The organism is Kutzneria sp. CA-103260 (genome assembly GCF_018263855.1).
GTDB lineage: Bacteria > Actinomycetota > Actinomycetes > Mycobacteriales > Pseudonocardiaceae > Kutzneria.
This window is the reverse complement of sequence record NZ_CP073318.1, coordinates 9708248-9724820: the sequence shown is the minus strand read 5'-3', so window position 1 is coordinate 9724820 and position 16573 is coordinate 9708248. Positions and strand designations below refer to the sequence as shown.

The 16573-nt window shown below is 70.5% G+C and carries 15 protein-coding genes; 6 read left to right on the top strand and 9 right to left on the bottom strand.

What is annotated here, in order from left to right:
* Window positions 1-11: 11 nt before the first annotated feature.
* Window positions 12-917, top strand: a complete 906-nt coding sequence (locus JJ691_RS43505) for a glycosyltransferase (protein ID WP_249227401.1) — start codon at window positions 12-14, stop codon at window positions 915-917.
* Here the strand turns inward: JJ691_RS43505 and JJ691_RS43500 are convergent.
* Together JJ691_RS43500 and JJ691_RS43495 are read right to left on the bottom strand one after the other, a co-directional pair.
* Window positions 914-1825, bottom strand: coding sequence for an alpha/beta fold hydrolase (locus JJ691_RS43500; protein WP_211765252.1), 912 nt, complete (start codon window positions 1823-1825; stop codon window positions 914-916). The two genes, JJ691_RS43505 and JJ691_RS43500, sit on opposite strands and share 4 nt — an antisense overlap.
* On the bottom strand, window positions 1822-2235 hold the full coding sequence (locus JJ691_RS43495) for a hypothetical protein (protein WP_211765251.1): 414 nt from the start codon (window positions 2233-2235) through the stop codon (window positions 1822-1824). Before JJ691_RS43495 ends, JJ691_RS43500 begins: the two co-directional genes overlap by 4 nt.
* A 152-nt stretch (window positions 2236-2387) precedes the next feature.
* On the opposite strand from JJ691_RS43495, the gene JJ691_RS43490 reads away from it, so the two are divergent.
* On the top strand, window positions 2388-4889 hold the full coding sequence (locus JJ691_RS43490) for a glycosyltransferase (protein ID WP_211765250.1): 2502 nt from the start codon (window positions 2388-2390) through the stop codon (window positions 4887-4889).
* Window positions 4882-5964 carry a glycosyltransferase family 4 protein gene (locus tag JJ691_RS43485; RefSeq protein ID WP_211765249.1) on the top strand — a complete coding sequence of 361 codons (1083 nt, stop codon included), beginning with the start codon at window positions 4882-4884 and terminating at the stop codon, window positions 5962-5964. Before JJ691_RS43490 ends, JJ691_RS43485 begins: the two co-directional genes overlap by 8 nt.
* A gap of 72 nt (window positions 5965-6036) precedes the next feature.
* Here JJ691_RS43485 and rfbD read toward each other — a convergent pair whose 3' ends face one another.
* Together rfbD and rfbB are read right to left on the bottom strand one after the other, a co-directional pair.
* Window positions 6037-6945, bottom strand: a complete 909-nt coding sequence (gene rfbD, locus JJ691_RS43480; RefSeq protein WP_211765248.1) for a dTDP-4-dehydrorhamnose reductase — start codon at window positions 6943-6945, stop codon at window positions 6037-6039.
* Window positions 6946-6949: 4 nt separating this feature from the next.
* Entirely contained in the window at window positions 6950-7942 is a 993-nt protein-coding gene (gene rfbB / locus JJ691_RS43475; protein ID WP_211765247.1) for a dTDP-glucose 4,6-dehydratase, read from the bottom strand.
* A gap of 160 nt (window positions 7943-8102) precedes the next feature.
* Between rfbB and JJ691_RS43470 the strand changes: the two genes are divergently transcribed.
* The 3 genes from JJ691_RS43470 (at window position 8103) to JJ691_RS43460 (ending at window position 11523) form a co-directional block, all read left to right on the top strand.
* On the top strand, window positions 8103-9623 hold the full coding sequence (locus JJ691_RS43470; RefSeq protein ID WP_211765246.1) for an LCP family protein: 1521 nt from the start codon (window positions 8103-8105) through the stop codon (window positions 9621-9623).
* A gap of 63 nt (window positions 9624-9686) precedes the next feature.
* Entirely contained in the window at window positions 9687-10784 is a 1098-nt protein-coding gene (locus JJ691_RS43465; protein WP_249227400.1) for an LCP family protein, read from the top strand.
* Window positions 10785-10812: 28 nt separating this feature from the next.
* Complete coding sequence (locus tag JJ691_RS43460; RefSeq protein WP_211765244.1) at window positions 10813-11523, top strand: TIGR03089 family protein; 711 nt, start codon at window positions 10813-10815, stop codon at window positions 11521-11523.
* Here JJ691_RS43460 and JJ691_RS43455 read toward each other — a convergent pair.
* The 5 genes from JJ691_RS43455 to JJ691_RS43435 all read right to left on the bottom strand — a co-directional run bounded on the left by JJ691_RS43455 (window position 11513) and on the right by JJ691_RS43435 (window position 16561).
* Window positions 11513-11944, bottom strand: coding sequence for a DoxX family protein (locus JJ691_RS43455; protein WP_249227399.1), 432 nt, complete (start codon window positions 11942-11944; stop codon window positions 11513-11515). The two genes, JJ691_RS43460 and JJ691_RS43455, sit on opposite strands and share 11 nt — an antisense overlap.
* Before the next feature lie 139 nt (window positions 11945-12083).
* Window positions 12084-13502 (bottom strand): ATP-binding protein, encoded by a 1419-nt coding sequence (locus tag JJ691_RS43450; RefSeq protein WP_211765243.1) that lies wholly within the window; start codon window positions 13500-13502, stop codon window positions 12084-12086.
* A 138-nt stretch (window positions 13503-13640) separates the two neighbouring features.
* Window positions 13641-14804 carry an acyl-CoA dehydrogenase gene (locus tag JJ691_RS43445; RefSeq protein WP_211765242.1) on the bottom strand — a complete coding sequence of 388 codons (1164 nt, stop codon included), beginning with the start codon at window positions 14802-14804 and terminating at the stop codon, window positions 13641-13643.
* A gap of 54 nt (window positions 14805-14858) precedes the next feature.
* Window positions 14859-15344, bottom strand: a complete 486-nt coding sequence (gene purE / locus JJ691_RS43440) for a 5-(carboxyamino)imidazole ribonucleotide mutase (protein ID WP_211772092.1) — start codon at window positions 15342-15344, stop codon at window positions 14859-14861.
* 23 nt (window positions 15345-15367) lie between these two features.
* Entirely contained in the window at window positions 15368-16561 is a 1194-nt protein-coding gene (locus JJ691_RS43435) for a 5-(carboxyamino)imidazole ribonucleotide synthase (protein ID WP_211765241.1), read from the bottom strand.
* Window positions 16562-16573: the final 12 nt, after the last annotated feature.

The following is a 16573-nucleotide window of genomic DNA, read 5'->3' as shown; positions in this document are numbered from 1 at the left end:
CGTCTGCGGCCGTGGCTGAAGCCCGTTCGACCGTCGTGGTGGTGACCTGGCGCGGCCGGGCGCACATCCGCGAGTGCCTGGACGCCCTGGCCGCGCAGGACCGCGCGTCGCGGGTGCTGGTTGTGGACAACGCCTCCGACGACGGCACCGCCGAACTGCTCGCCGGCCACGATGTGCTCCGGCTGCCGCGCAATCGCGGCTACGCGGGCGCGTTGGCGGCGGCGCTGCCACGCGTCGACACGGAGTTCGTGGCCTGGCTCAACGACGACGCCGCGCCGAACCCGTCGTGGATCGCCACGCTGGAGGACGCGTTGGACAGCCACGGTGACGTGGCGGCGGTGACGTCGTCGTTGGAGCTGCCGGATGGCTCCGTGCAGTCGGTCGGCGTGCGGTTGACGGCCGACGGGCACGGCGCGGACACGGCGTTGGCTGGGCGCGAGGTGTTCGGCTTCTGCGGCGGCGCGGTGTTGATGCGCACGGCGGCGCTGCGGTCGGTCGGCGGCGTGCCGGCCGGGTTCTTCTGCTACTACGAGGACACCGACACGTCGTGGCGGCTGCGGCTGCGCGGTTGGCGGGTGATCTCCGTGCCGGCGCGGGTGGTGCACCGGCACGGGGCGAGCAGCCGGCTCGGGTCGTCGAAGTTCCACCACTGGAACGAGCGCAACCGGCTGCTGATGCTCGTGCGCTGCGCGCCGCTGCTGGTGGTGCTCGAACAGCTGGCCCGGTTCGTCGCGATCACAGCCGTGCTGCCGTTCCGGAAGCCCGCGCCGGGGGCGAACTTCCGGATGCCGCTGCGGTTGGCGGTGCTGGCCGATGTGGCGTGGCGACTGCCCGCCTCGCTCGTCGCCCGGGCCCGGATCTCGGCCACGGCCCGAGTTCGTCGGCGCGAGTTGTGGCGCACCTGGGCCGGTCGCTAGCGCAGCGAGTCCAGGATCGCCGCCACTTCCGCGGCCTTGGTCATCACGCCGAAGTGGGACGCCACCACGTCGTGCACGTCGAACCGGCCGGCGTCGCTGATCATCCTGTTCTGCAACGCCAACGGGATCGCACGGTCCTGCGTGAACCGCACGTAGGTGCGCGGCACCCGGCCGCCGGTCGCCGGCTGCAGCGAGCAGTCGGACAGGCTCACCCCGTACGGCTCGTCCGGCTGCAACCCGCCGATCGCCGCCCGCAGCTGCGCGTCCGTGCCGTCGGCCAGGTACGCCTCACGCAGCAGCGCCAACACATCCGGGTCGTTGGTACGCCAGTTGAACCGGTTGGCCAGCACCACCGCGCCGTCCGCGGTGGGCGGGAACTTCAGCATCAGGCTGTCGGCGTTTTCCTTGCTCTCGAAGGCATCCTTCACCGTCTTGAGCACCGTGCAGCAGTAGCCGGACACATACACCGCGCGCCGCACCAGTTGTGGGGCCGCGTTGCAGACCGCGCTGACGGTCGCGCCGCCGAGGCTGTGCCCGACGAGGATCGCCGGCCCGATCCGCCGCAGCACCGACACCACGCGGTTCACGTTGTCCTGCAACGAGATGCCGGCAATGGGCGACACCTCGGCAGTCATCGCGGACAGGTCCTGCGGGGCCTGGAACCAGGTCGGGAAGAAGCCCTCCGCGCCGTGACCGGGTAAGTCCACCGCCATCGCGGTGCGGCCACGCTGTATCAGCTCGTTCACCAGCTGGAGGTAGGCGCCGCCGCTGCCGTGCGAGCCGTGCACGATCAGCAGCGGCGGCTCCCGGTGACTCGTCGCGGCCGAAGCCGATGGCGAGGCCACGATGCCGGCGCCGGCCGCGGCGGTCACGCCCGCGGCCAGGCCGAGCAGCTGCCGGCGGTTCACGCCGCCGCCTTCTTGCCGATCTGAGCCCGCACCGACGGCTGCATGGCCGAGATGAACAGGCCGACCAGCACCAGCGCCTGCGCGCCCATCAGGATCTCCATCCAGACCGGGAACTGGCCGAGGCTGATGGCCCAGGCCAGGCCGAGCGAACCGATCACCGAGATGACCACCACGCGAATGTAGGTGGCGCGGCTGCCGGAGCGCAGCTTCCGGGCGATGCCCACGTAGATGAGCGAGACCAGCGACACGGCCACCGGCCGGATCCAGGTTGTGTTCTCGAACACGCTGTAGGCCGCCGCGCTGCCGTGCGCCTGGTAGGCGACCAACGATCCGTAGAAGACGAAGGTCAGGGCCGCCTGCAGCAGCGCGAGTCCCAGATTGACGTACAGCAGGTTGATCACCCTGGTCATGACCTCTCCTTTGCTTGATCGAGCCGCTTTTTGCTCGACTGAGCAAAATGTAGCTTGGGCAAGCATGAGGGGCAATCGGGGTTTACCCTGATCTCGGCGCGCACAGGTCCGTAAGGCAGGCTTGTGGCCTTCACGTACGGAGGGAGACCAGCGTGTCGGAGGGGGTAACCCAGCCCTCGGTGTCGGTTGTCGTCGTCAACTACCGCGGCCTCGAGGACACCCTGACCTGCCTGCACGCGCTGCGCACAGAGCTGGACTACCCACCGGAACGGCTGCAGCTGGTCTGCGTCGACAACAACTCCGGCGACGGCAGCGCCGAGCGGCTGCGGGCCGAGCCGGGCGTGACCTTCGTCGAGGCCCCCGACAACCTGGGTTTCGCCGGCGGCTGCAACCTGGGCGTGCGGCACGCGACCGGCGAGGTGCTGGCCTTCCTCAACAACGACGCCCGGCCGCACGCCGACTGGGTCGCCGCCGCTGTCGAGACGCTGCGGGCGCAGCCGACCGTGGGCGCGGTGGCCAGCAAGGTGCTGGACTGGGACGGCAAGCTGATCGACTTCGTGGACGGCGGCCTGACCTGGTTCGGCATGGGCTACAAGCGGCACGCCGGCCAGCCCGACGACGGCAGCCACGAGGTGGCCCGGGACGTGCTGTTCGGCACCGGCTCGGCGCTGTTCGTGCGGGCCGACCTGTTCCGCGCGCTCGGCGGCTTCGACGAGCGCTTCTTCATGTTCTACGAGGACGTGGACCTGGGCTGGCGGCTGAACCTGCGCGGCTGGCGGGTGCGCTACGAGCCGCGGTCGCTGGCCTACCACCGCCACCACGCGTCGATGTCCGACGTGGACTCCTCGCGCGAGCACTTCCTGTTGGAGCGCAACGCGCTCGCCGCGATGTACAAGAATCTCTCCGACGAGACGCTGGCCAAGGCGATGCCGGCCGCGATGGCGCTGGCGGTCCGCCGGGCCACCGCCCGCGGCGAGATCGACGCCACCCAGCTGGAGATCACCAAGCGGCCGGCCGACCGGGCCGAGGACGCGAAACCCGTTGCCGTGCCTCGGGAAACGCTGGCCGGCCTGCTGGCCATCGACCAGTTCGTCGAGCTGCTGCCGTCGCTGGCCGAGTCCCGTAAAACCGAGCAGGCGGCCCGGGTGCGCACCGACGCCGACCTGGTTCCGTTGATGCGCAAGGCAATGGAGCCGGCTTACCCGCTGCCCCGCTACCTGGCCGCGCACGAGGCGCTGGTCGACGCGTTCGGCCTGACGGAGCCGTTCGGCCGGCCGCGGCGGGTCCTGGTGATCACCGGCGACGCGCTGTCCGAGCAGATGGCCGGCCCGGCCATCCGGGCCTGGCACATGGCCGAGACCCTGGCCGGCGAGCACGACGTGCGGCTGGTCTCCGTGAACAAGCGCTGCGATCCGCCGGCGGCGGCCTTCCCGGTCGCCCAGTCGACGGTCCGCGGCCTGCTCGACCACGTCGACTGGGCCGACGTGATCGTGCTGCAGGGGCACGTGCTGGAGATGGTGCAGAGCCTGAAGAACCCGCGGTCGACCAAGATCGTGGTCTGCGACGTCTACGACCCGATGCACCTGGAGCTGTTGGAGCAGGCCAAGGGCGGCAACGACGAGAAGCGGCTCAAGGACGTCGCCGGCGTCACCACCGTGCTCAACAACCAGCTGGAGCGGGGCGACTTCTTCCTGTGCGCCTCCGACCGGCAGCGGCACTTCTGGCTGGGCCACCTGGCCGCGCTGGGCCGGCTCACCCCGCAGGTCTACGACGCCGACCCGACCACGCGCTCACTGATCGCCGAGGTCCCGTTCGGCCTGCCGGCCAAGCCCGCGCAACGCACCGCCCCGGCGATCAAGGGCGTGGTGGACGGCATCTCCGCGCAGGACAAGGTGATCGTCTGGGGCGGCGGCGTCTACAACTGGTTCGACCCGCTGACCCTGGTGCACGCCGTGGACAAGCTGCGGGCCCGGCACGACAACGTGCGGCTGTTCTTCATGGGCATGCGCCACCCCAACCCGGAGGTGCCCGACATGGGCATCGCCGGCCGCACCCGCAGCCTCGCCGCCCGGCTCGGCCTGGCCGGCACGCACGTGTTCTTCAACGAGCAGTGGGTGCCCTACGCCGACCGGCAGAACTGGCTGCTGGACGGCGACTGCGGCGTGACCACGCACTTCGAGCACGTGGAGACCACGTTCGCGTTCCGCACCCGCGTGCTGGACTACCTGTGGGCCGGGCTGCCGATCGTGACCACCGACGGCGACTCGTTCGCCGACCTGATCCGGCGGGAGCGGCTGGGCGTCGTGGTGTCGCCGGAGGACCCCGGTGAACTGTCCGAGGCGTTGGAACGTGTGCTCTTCGACCAGGATTTCGCGGACGGGTGTCGGGAGCGGATTGCGGTGGTGCGGGAGCGGTTCACGTGGGACGTCGTGCTGGCGCCGCTGGTGGAGTTCTGCCGCTCGCCGCGCCCGGCGGCCGATCGGCTGGTCTCGGCCGGCCCGCTGGTGCGGCAGGAGCCGCTGGGCACGGTCGGCACGCTGCGCCGGGACCTGGGGCTGGTGCGGGAGTACCTCGACGCCGGTGGACCCACCGAGCTGGTCAGACGGGCGGCCGGCCGGGTGAAGCGGCTGACCATGGGGCCGCCGCGTGGCTGACCGGCTCAAGGTGCTGCTGGACGGCACGCCGCTGCTCGGGCAGCGCACGGGTATCGGCCGCTACACCGCGGCGCTGGCCGAGGAGCTGGCCTCCATGCCGGACGAGGTGGACGTGCGCGCCGTGGCGTACACGTTCCGCGGCTGGCGCGGGCTGCGTTCCGCGCTGCCGCATGGGGTTCGGGCCCGGGGCATGCCCGTGCCGGCCCGGCTGCTGCGCAAGTCCTGGCTCAAGTCCTCGTTCCCGCCGGTGGAGATCTACGCCGGGCTCGCGGACGTGGTGCACGGCACCAACTTCGTACTGCCGCCGGCCCTGTTCGCCGGCGGCGTGATGACCGTGCACGATCTGGACTTCCTCGACGCCGTCGGCGAGTTGCCGCCCAGCGACCGGGAACTTCCCGAGCTGGTGCGGAAGTGCGCCCGGCGGGCGGCCGTCGTGTGCACGCCGACGCAGGCCGTGGCGAACGTCGTCACCGAGCGCCTCGGCGTGCCGGCCAACCGGATCGTGGTCACGCCACTCGGCGTCGACCCGGCTTGGTTCGCCGCCCGGCCGCCCGGCGATTCCCTTGCCGCACGGTTGAATCTGCCGTCCGAGTACCTGCTCTTCGTCGGCGCCGACGGTCCCCGCAAGGGCCTGCCGACCCTGCTGGCGGCGCACGCCGCCACACCGTCGCTGCCGCCGCTGCTGCTGGTCGGGCCGGGGCATCGGGCCGACGGCGACCGGGTGCGCACCGCCGGCTATCTGTCCGATGTGGACCTTCGCAGCGTCGTGGCCGGCGCGGCGGCGCTGGTGCTGCCGTCCCGGGACGAGGGATTCGGGCTGCCGGTGCTGGAAGCCTTGGCCTGCAACGTGCCCGTGGTCTGCTCCGACGTGCCGGCGCTGCGCGAGGTCGCCGGCGACCTGGCCCACCTGGTGCCGGTGGGCGACGCGGAAGCCCTTGGCGCGGCGCTGGTCTCCGCCCTGGAGGACCCGCCGACCCCCGACGTCTTCGCCGCCCGCCGCGCCCACGCCTCAGCCTTCACCTGGCGCAACTGCGCCGAACGCACCCTCGACGCCTACCACAAGGCCCGCGCCTGAGCAACTCCAGAACGTTGTGAAAGGACCATTCCTAACGTTCAATGTCAGGAATGGTCCTTTCCAAACATCAAATCAGGGGCGGAGCTGGGGGCCTACGGTGGCGAAAGCCGCTGACAGGGCCTCTCGCCACGGGCGGAGCGGGGTCAGGCCGGCCTCGGCCCAGGCCGCACCGGACAGCACGGAGTACGCCGGCCGCGGTGCGGGCCGCGGGAAGTCGGCCGTGGTGCACGGCTGCAGCCGGTCCGGGTCCGCACCGAGCTCCTCGAAGATGGCCCGGGTGAAGCCGTACCAAGTGGTCTCCCCGGCGTTGGTGCCGTGCAGCACCCGCTGCGCCGGCGGGGTGTCGCCGACGACGGCCCCGGCCAGCTCCAGCAGCCCGGCGGCGAGGTCGGCCGACCAGGTCGGCGAGCCGCGCTGGTCGTCGACCACGGACAGGGTCTCCCGCTGTCCTTCCAGCTTGGCCATGGTCTTGACGAAGTTGCCGCCGGTCGCGCCGTACACCCACGCCGTACGGATCACCCACGTCTGCTCGCCGGCGCCCAGCACTTCCTGCTCGCCGGCCAGCTTGCTCTTGCCGTACACCGACTTCGGCCCGGTCGGGTCACTCGGCTCGTAGGGCCGCGTGCCGTCGCCGGGGAAGACGTAGTCGGTGGACACGTGCAGCATCGGCACGCCGTTGGCCACCGCAGCCTTGGCCAGCTGCCCGGCCCCGGTGGCGTTGATCGCGAACGCCCGGTCGGGCTCGCTCTCGGCGGCGTCCACGGCGGTGTGCGCGGAGGCGTTGACCAGCACCGGCCGCAGGCCGGCGTCCAGCGCCGCGAGGGCGAAGGACGACACGGCGTCGTCGACCGCGCCGACGTCGGTCACGTCGAGCTCGGCCGAGCCGGGGGCGTGCAGCAGCCCGACCTGGTCGGCCAGCGCGGCGAGGTCACTGCCCAGCTGACCGCGGCCGCCGGGCACCAGCAGTGCGAGACGGGTCACCGGATCAGCCGGCCGACAGGGCGGCGCGGGCCTTGAGCGGCTCCCACCAGTCGCGGTTCTCCTTGTACCAGGCCACGGTGTCGGCCAGGCCCTGCTCGAACGGCACCTGCGGGGCGTAGCCCAGCTCGGTGGAGATCTTGGTGATGTCCACCGAGTAGCGGCGGTCGTGGCCCTTGCGGTCGGCGACCTTCTCCACGTAGCTCCAGTCGCGGCCGGTGGCCTCGAGCAGCTTCTCGGTGAGCTCCTTGTTGGTGAGCTCGGTGCCGCCGCCGATGTTGTAGATCTCGCCCGCCCGCCCCTTCTCGGCGACCAGCTGGATGCCGCGGCAGTGGTCGTCGACGTGCAGCCAGTCACGCACGTTGAGGCCGTCCCCGTACAGCGGCACCTTCTTGCCGTCGATCAGGTTGGTGACGAACAGCGGGATGACCTTCTCGGGGAAGTGGTAGGTCCCGTAGTTGTTGGAGCAGCGCGTGATGCACACCGGCAGGCCGTGCGTGCGGAAGTAGGAACGGGCGATCAGGTCCGAGCCGGCCTTGGCCGCCGAGTACGGCGAGTTCGGCTCCAGCGGGAAGGTCTCGGGCCAGGAGCCCTCGTCGATGGTGCCGTAGACCTCGTCGGTGGAGATGTGCACGAACTTGCCGACGCCGGCCTCCAGCGCGCCCTGCAGCAGCGTCTGTGTCCCCAGCACGTTGGTCAGCACGAAGTCGGCCGAACCCAGGATCGAGCGGTCGACGTGGGACTCGGCGGCGAAGTGCACGACCAGGTCGGTGCCGGCCATGAGCTTGCCGACCAGCTCGGCGTCGCAGATGTCGCCGCGGACGAAGCGCAGTCGCGGGCTGTCGGCGACCGGGGCGAGGTTCGCCTCGTTGCCGGCGTAGGTCAGCTTGTCCAGCACGACGACCTCGGCGTCGGCGTAGGCCGGGTAGTGACCGCCGAGCACCTTGCGCACGTAGTTGGACCCGATGAAGCCGGCCCCGCCTGTGACCAGGATTCGCATGCCGACCACAGTACAAGGGGCCGTTCGAGGGCCATTACTAGGTACATCTCAGCGACTGAGATTCTTTGCATCTGTGACACATCCACCCGACCGTGGGCGGTTCACGGCGAGCCGACGCAGGTCGGGCTAATGTCGATCTACGGCGTTGGGGAGGGTCGCGATGCGTGAGCCGGCGGGCAGATCACGGGCGGCAGTGGCCGGCACGGTCACCGGTCGGACGCTCGCCGCGCTGCTGTCCGCGGCGGTCCTCGCGGCCAGTGGCTACGGCTGGGTCGAGCTGAACAAGGTCCGCAACGGGATCACCACCACCGACGTGATCGAGACCCACCAGCCCGCCGCCGGCGCCACCACGACCACCGCACCGGTGCCCGGCCTGGACGGTCCCCAGGACATCCTCGTCGTCGGCCTGGACAGCCGTACCGACGCCCAGGGCAACCAGCTGCCACAGGCCGTGCTCGACCAGCTGCACGCCGGTTCCAACGACGGCGAGCTGAACACCGACACCATGATCCTGCTGCACATCCCGGCCGACGGCCGCAGCGCGGTGGCGATCTCCTTCCCCCGCGACTCGTACGTGCAGATCGCCGGCGGCTACGGCAAGCACAAGCTCAACTCCGCGTACGCCTACGCCCGCAACGACGCGTACTCCACGCTGTCGGCGCAGGGTGTGAAGGGCACGGACCTGGAGCAGCAGGCCGCCGTCGCCGGCCGGAAGAACCTGATCAAGACCATCGAGAACCTGACCGGCGGGGCGATCACGATCAACCGCTACGCCGAGGTCAACCTGGCCAGTTTCTACGAGATCAGCCAGGCCGTCGGCGGCGTGACCGTGTGCCTGAACCAGCCGGCCAAGGAGTCCAAATCGGGCATCAACCTGCCGGCCGGGCAGCAGGTGATCAGCGGCGCGCAGGCGCTGGCCTTCGTCCGGCAGCGCTACGACCTGCCGCGCGGCGACCTGGACCGGATCGTGCGGCAGCAGGCGTTCCTGGCCGGCATGGCGCAGCAGGTGCTGTCGGCCGACACGCTGGCCAGCCCGACCAAGCTGAACGCGCTGATCGACGCGGTCAAGAAGTCGGTGGTGATCAGCTCCGGCTGGGACCTGTTGACGTTCATGCAGCAGATGCAGGGCATCGCCGCCGGCAGCGTGCACTTCGAGACCATTCCCACCGGCCAGAACGTGATGTCGTCCGAAGGGCAGTCGGTCACCCTGGTCGACCCGGACTCGGTGCATGCCTTCGTGACCGGCCTGATCGGCCCGGCGAAGTCCACCACCGGCCCGACCACCACCACCGGCGCGACAACTCCCGGCAATGACCGGATCACCGTGGACATGCGGGACGGTTCGGGTGCGCCCAATCTCGGCGCCTCCGTCCTGGACGAGCTCGTCAACGACGGGTTCGTGCGCGGCGAGAGCCTGACCATCGCCACCCAGCCCACGACGGCCGTGCACTACGGCTCGGGGGCGTCGGCCCAGGCCGACAAGGTCGCGGGCGCGCTCGGCGGCAAGGTCGTCACCGAGCCCGACGCGGCGGTGCCGGCCGGACACGTCCGGGTGTATCTGGGCCAGGACTACAGCGGGCCGGGCGCGCAGGGTTTCCGCATGGCTCCGCGGTACGTGATCCCCACGACGACGCCGACGAGTGCGTCCATAACGGCCGGAGGCGTGCCCTGCGTCAATTAGGCTGACCAGATGGGCAGCCGTGGACGCAGAATCGCACTCGTGTGCGGTCGCACGGTTGTCGCGTTGGCTTCATCCGTGGTGATCGCCGCGACCGCCGTCGCCCACAACGCGCACGACCAGGTGCAGCAGGGCATGACCACCACACCGGTGCTGTCCCAGGTGGCCACCGCGACCGACGCGCCGCCCAAGGACGACGGGGCCACCGACATCCTGCTCGTCGGCGACGACCGGCGGACCGATCTGAACGGCAATCCGCTGCCGGCCTCGATCCTGCGCCAGCTGCGCACCGAGGCCAACGACGGCTTCAGCACCGACACCCTGATCCTGTTGCGGATTCCCAGGAACGGGGGCAAGAGCTACGCGGTGTCGATCCCCCGGGACACCGAGGTGCCGATCCCCGGCTTTCGCACCGACAAGATCAACGCCGCCTACGGCGCGGTGAAGTACCTTACGGCGCAACGGTTGCGGGCCGCCGGCGAGCATGACAGCGCCCAGGTCGAACGGGATTCCGACGCCGCCGGCCGGCAGGCCCTGGTGTCGAGCGTGCAATCCCTGACCGGGCTGACCGTCGACCACTACGCCGAGGTCAGCCTGTACGGGTTCTACCTGCTCAGCAAGGCCATCGGCGGCGTGCCCGTGTGCCTGCTGCACGCGACCAGCGATGCCAACTCCGGGGCAAACTTCCCGGCCGGCCCGCAGACCGTCTCCGGCGGCAACGCGCTGTCGTTCGTGCGGCAGCGGGACAACCTGCCGCACGGCGACCTGGACCGGATCGTCCGGCAGCAGACGTTCCTGGCCTCCGCGGCCAAGAAGGTGCTGTCCGCCGGCACGCTGCTCGACCCCGACCGGCTGTCCGCGCTGACCGTCGCCGTGCAGAAGTCCGTGGTGATCGACCAGGGCTGGGACGTGCTGGGCTTCGTGCAGCAGGCGCAGAGCCTGACCGGCGGCAACGTCGAGTTCGTCACCATTCCCGTGGTCAACCCCAACGGCCGCAACGACCGCGGGCAGAGCATCGTGGTGGTCGATCCGGCGGCCGTGAAGAGGTTCGTCGCCGGGTTGGCCTCGCCGTCCGGCTTCACCTCGGGCGGCCCGCTGCGGCTGAACGCCGCCGCCCCTGCCTCAGACCCGATCACCATCAACGGGACCCGCTGCGTCAACTAGGCATACTGTGTCAATTAAGCTCGGCCCTATGAGCGTCACCGCCCGCCTGTTCGCCCCGCTGCTCTCCGCCCCGGCCACGCCGCTGATCACGCATTACGACGACGTGCTGGGCAGCCGGATCGAACTGTCCCGGGCCACCGTGGCCAACTGGGCCGCCAAGACGGCCAACTGGCTGCGGGACGAGCTCGACGTCGAGGTCGGCAGCCCCGTTTCCGTTGCCCTGCCGTCACATTGGCAGACCGTCGGCGTGTTGCTCGGGGCCTGGTGGTGTGGGGCCCACGTCGTCGCCGATCCCGCCGGCGCCACGGTCGCCTTCATCGGCCCCGACGGCTCCGCCCCCGGCGCTGAGTCCGTCGCCGTCGTGGCGCTGGACCCGTTGGGGCGTGGGCTTTCCGGCGAGGCCCCTGACGGTGGGCTCGACTACCTCGTCGAGTCCCGCATCTTCGGCGACGACTTCATCGCCTACGACCAGGTTCCCGGCGACGCCCCGGCCTTCCACGGCTTCACTGTGGACGACCTGATCTCCCTGGCCGCCACCCGGGCTTCAGCTCTGAACATCGGCGCAGGAGACCGTGTTCTGTCCACTCTGGACTGGTCTACTTCGGACGGTCTCACCGACGGTCTGCTGTCGGTGTTGTCGGCCGGTGCTTCCCTGGTGCAGTGCAGCAACGTCGATGTCGCCGCCCTGCCCAAGCGCCGTGAGTCCGAGCGCACCACGGTGGAGCTGCTCAGGCCGTGACCGCCTGCGGTGCCGCACTCTTCTCCTTGGCACGGAACAGAATCCGGTCCAGGCTGTAGGCGCCGCCGGCGAACCCGGCCAGCAGGCCACCCGCCAGCAGGGCCAGCTCCAACTGCCCACCGGTCGGGGCGATCAGCGGCTCGCCCAGCTTGGCGAACACGAACGCGCCGGCCATGTCGATCGCCATCAGCACGCCCACGATCGGCAGGCCGATGCCCAGGATCAGGGCCGCGCCGCCGAACAGCTCCACCGCCGCCGCGAACACCGCCGACACGCCCGGCAGCGGCACGCCCATCTGCGCGAAGCTCGCCGTCGCGCCGCCGATGCCGTACTCGAAGAACTTCTGCCAGCCGTGCATGACCATGATCACGCCGACGACAACGCGGGCCAGCAAGCCGGCGATGTTGCGCCCGTGTTCCACAGTGGACTCCCTACGAGTTGGTGACGATCCCTCGCAGCCATGGCACCAGCGCCGTCAGTCCCCTTGCAACGTTCAGCGGATGACTCTGATGAACCTTGGAGGACACCCTGAGTCAACGCCCAACATCTCGCAGGGCCGTTCACCAAGCGGCGAGGAGGTCGTCCGGGGTCATGACCGTCACCGGGCCGCCCCCGCCACCGCTTCGGGCGACCGCGAGCAAGGGCGTGCCGTCGTCCGCGCCGGGCAACTGGGAGCGGTGCACGACCAGCTTGGCCAGGTCGTGGTCGTCGAAAGGCCGGTTCTCCAACCACTTGACGGAGCCGACGAAGGTGATTCGCTTCGCGACCGGCCCCCGGTCCGCGCCCACGATGTCGATCTCCGGGTCATTGGTGCGCGTCCAGTATCCGCCGATCACGGCGGTGTCCTCCGGCAACGGGCCGCCCACGGTTCGCCGTAGGCTCTCCCGCACGACAGGCTCGATCGCCCGACCCCGCCACGACGTCCACGACTTCTGGACACGCGCCAGGACGAGGTCACCCCGGCCGCGCTCGATCTCCGGCAGGTGCGGGCCGAGAAACGCCAGCCAGAAACGCAGATAGGGATCGACGACGGTGTATCGAGTCTCCTTCGACGCATGCGTCGACAGTGGCGTGGCGGCGTCGACCATCCGTTTCGAGGCCAGCAGCTGCAACGCACGCGCCAGCGTGGCCCTTGGCATGTCGCCGGACGCACGTGCGATCAGCGTGAAGGTCCGTTCGCCCGAACCAATCGCGGCGAGCACGCGACGCGCATTGGCCTCGGACGGGAACTCCGCGGCCAGCGACCGCTCACCGCTGACGAGCAAAGCGGACGTCGGATCGCCCACCGTCTCGGTGAGGTAGTCCCACACCGACCCGCCACGCGGCCACTCGTCGAGCACCAGCGGGAGGCCGCCCGACACAAGGTAGGCGTCGAACGCCTCCGCGGCGGGAAGCTCCAGCATCGTCGCGACGTCGGCCGGACTGAGCGGCGGCACCACCATCTCGGTGGCGCGCTGGTGGAACGGACGCCCATAATCGTTGAGCGCCTCCATCATCGCCAGATCCGAGCCGATGCACAGCAACAGAACCGGGTACCGGGACAGCTCCCGGTCGAACAACTTCTGCAGCGTTCCCTCAAAGCCCGGGTCGGTCGCGATGAGGTACGGCATCTCGTCAAGCACGACCACGCTCGGTCGATCATCGGGCAGAGCACTGGCAAGCAACCGCAGCGCCGCTTCCCACGTCCGTGGCGCCTGGGCGTCGAAGACCGCCGCACCCGGCAGATCCGACGCCGCACCGGCGGCCGCGAACAACTCCAGATCGATGTCGACCGATGGCTGCGCCGAGGCGGTGAAGAACAGGGACGGCACGTGGGCCCGGTCGATGAATTCCTCGGCGAGCCGCGACTTGCCGACCCGTCGCCGGCCACGCATCAGCACCGCTCGCCCGGGACGCCCCGCGCGACCTCCATCGGCCGTCCGACGCAACATGCGGTCGAGCTGCTTCAGCTCTCGATCCCGGCCGACGAACCCGTCCACTGCGCCACCAAGGCTCTCATGGATGATAGTTTCACCAGTGAGAGTATCATTTGCGAGACTCTGCTGCGAGGTGCCGTGAAGCGACGCCCGCCTCGGTCGTCCGGGACCGGGGCGGGCGCCACGTCTGATGGGTCGGGGTCAGCCGCGCAGCAGGGCGCGGGACATAACGACGCGCTGGATCTGGTTGGTGCCCTCGTAGATCTGGGTGATCTTGGCGTCGCGCATCATGCGCTCGACCGGGAAGTCACGGGTGTAGCCGGCGCCACCGAACAGCTGCACGGCGTCGGTGGTGACCTCCATCGCGACGTCGGAGGCGTAGCACTTGGCGGCGGCGGTGATGAAGCCGATGTTGGGCTCACCCCGCTCGGCCTTGGCCGCGGCGACGTAGACCATGTGCCGGGCGGCCTCGATCTTCATGGCCATGTCGGCCAGCATGAACTGCACGCCCTGGAAGTCGGCGATGGCCTTGCCGAACTGCTTGCGCTCCTTGACGTACCCGATGGCGGCCTCAAGCGCGCCCTGCGCGATGCCCACGGCCTGGGCGCCGATGGTGGGCCGGGTGTGGTCGAGGGTCCGCAGCGCGGTCTTGAGACCGGTGCCGGGCTCGCCGATGATCCGGTCCGCCGGAATCGAGCAGTCCTCGAAGTAGATCTCCCGGGTGGGCGAGCCCTTGATGCCGAGCTTGCGCTCCTTGGTCCCCACCGAGAAGCCCGGGTCGTCCTTGTGCACCACGAAGGCCGAGATGCCGTTGGACGGCTTGGCGGCGTCGGGGTCGGTCACGGCCATCACGGTGTACCAGCTGGACTCGCCGGCGTTGGTGATCCAGCACTTGGTGCCGTTGAGCACCCAGTGGTCGCCGTCCAGCCGCGCCCGGGTCTTCATGGACGCGGTGTCGCTGCCGGCCTCGCGCTCGCTCAGCGCGTACGAGGCCATGGCCTCGCCGCTGGCGATCGAGGGCAGCACCTGACGCTTCAGCTCGTCGGAGGCGGCCAGGATGATCGGCATGGTGCCGAGCTTGTTCACGGCCGGGATCAGCGAGGACGAGGCGCAGACCCGCGCGACCTCCTCGATGACGATGCAGGTGGCGACCGAGTCGGCCCCCTGCCCGTCGTACTCCTCGGGCACGTGCACGGCCGCGAAGCCGGACTTGACCAGCGCGTCCAACGCCTCGCGGGGGAACCGCTCCTGGTCGTCGACCTCGGCCGCGAACGGCGCGATCTCCTTGTCCGCCAGGGCCCGAATCGCCTGTCGCAGCTCCTCGTGCTCCTCGGCCAACTGATAGGTGCCGAAGTCCGGGTTCACCGCACGCCTCCTGTTACCAACGAGTAGCAACGTTGCTGACGTGCATGTTAGCGGTCATTCACCTAGCTGCGCCTGTGCCTTGCGTCGCAGCGCGTCGTCCTTCTCCAGCACGAGCTGCTCCAGGGCGGCCTGGAAGGTGGCCATCCGGGCCTGCAGGGCGGGGTCGGCGGCGGCCAGGATGCGCACCGCGAGCAGCCCGGCGTTGCGCGCCCCGCCCACGGACACGGTGGCCACCGGCACCCCGGCCGGCATCTGCACGATGGACAGCAGCGAATCCATCCCATCGAGGTACTTCAGCGGCACCGGCACGCCGATCACCGGCAGCACGGTCGCCGAGGCCACCATGCCCGGCAGGTGGGCGGCCCCGCCGGCGCCGGCGATGATCACCTGGAGGCCGCGGCCGGCGGCGTCGCGGGCGTAGTCGAGCATGCGCTGCGGCGTCCGGTGCGCGGACACGACGCTGACCTCGTAAGGCACGTCGAACTCGGCCAGCGCCTGCGTGGCCGCCTCCATGACGGGCCAGTCCGAGTCGCTGCCCATGATCACGCCAACCAGCGCCACCGCTACTTACCTCCGTGGATGTCGTACCCGTCGGCCCACTCGGCCTCGGCCAGCCAGCCGGCGGCCAGCGTCGCCCGCCGCCGGCACTCGGTCATGTCGTCGCCGAGCACGGTCACGTGCCCGACCTTGCGGCCCGGCCGCTCGGCCTTGCCGTACAGGTGCACGTGCACGTCGCGGAACCGCGCGAACAGGTGGTGCAGCCGCTCGTCCACGCCCATCTTCGGGGCGGCGGCCGCACCGAGCACGTTGGCCATCACCGCGGCCGGGGCGACGTTGTCGGTAGCGCCCAGCGGGTAGTCGAGCACGGCCCGCAGGTGCTGCTCGAACTGCGAGGTCCGGGCGCCCTCGATGGTCCAGTGCCCGGAGTTGTGCGGGCGCATCGCCAGCTCGTTGACGATCACGCCGTCCCGGGTGTCGAACAGCTCGACGGCCAGCACGCCGACCACGCCGAGCGCGTCGGCGACCTTGAGCGCCAGCTCCTGGGCGGCCTCGGACTCCTCGACCGGCACGTCCGGCGCGGGCGCGAGCACCTCGACGCAGATGCCGTCGGCCTGCACGGTCTGTACCAGCGGCCAGCTCGCGCCCTGCCCGAACGGAGACCGGGCGACCAGCGCGGCGAACTCACGGCGCATCGGCACGCACTGCTCCACCAGCAGCGGCGTGCCGGCCTCCAGCAACTCCGGCACCACGTTGTGGGCGCTCTGCGGCTGGTTCAGCATCCACACGCCCCGGCCGTCGTAGCCGCCGCGGGCCGCCTTGAGCACACACGGCCAGCCGTGCGCACCGCCGAAGGCCAGCACGTCGCCGACCGACCGGACCTCGGCGAACGGCGGGATCGGCAGCTCCAGCTCGGCCAACTTGCGGCGCATCACCAGCTTGTCCTGGGCGTGCACCAGCGCCTCGGGCCCCGGGAACACCTTCACACCCTCGGCGACCAGGGTGCGCAGGTGCTCGGTGGGCACGTGCTCGTGGTCGAAGGTGAGCACGTCGCAGCCGGCGGCGAAATCGCGCAGCGCCCGCAGGTCGGTGTGGTGGCCGAGCATGACGTCCGGGGTGACCAGCGGCGCCGGCTCATCGGCTGTGACCGAGAGCACACGCAGCGCCTGGCCGAGCGGTATCGCGGCTTGGTGCGTCATCCTGGCGAGCTGGCCGCCGCCCACCATGCCGACGACGGGGAGACCGGTGCGAGAGTCCACGGTTGGGTCAGC

Bases quoted from the DNA above. Each gene is read 5' to 3' on its own strand.
- JJ691_RS43460 (WP_211765244.1), top strand. From the start codon at position 10,813: ATGAGCGTCACCGCCCGCCTGTTCGCCCCGCTGCTCTCCGCCCCGGCC.
- JJ691_RS43495 (WP_211765251.1), bottom strand. From the start codon at position 2,235: ATGACCAGGGTGATCAACCTGCTGTACGTCAATCTGGGACTCGCGCTG.
- JJ691_RS43470 (WP_211765246.1), top strand. From the start codon at position 8,103: ATGCGTGAGCCGGCGGGCAGATCACGGGCGGCAGTGGCCGGCACGGTC.
- rfbB (WP_211765247.1), bottom strand. From the start codon at position 7,942: ATGCGAATCCTGGTCACAGGCGGGGCCGGCTTCATCGGGTCCAACTAC.
- purE (WP_211772092.1), bottom strand. From the start codon at position 15,344: ATGGGCAGCGACTCGGACTGGCCCGTCATGGAGGCGGCCACGCAGGCG.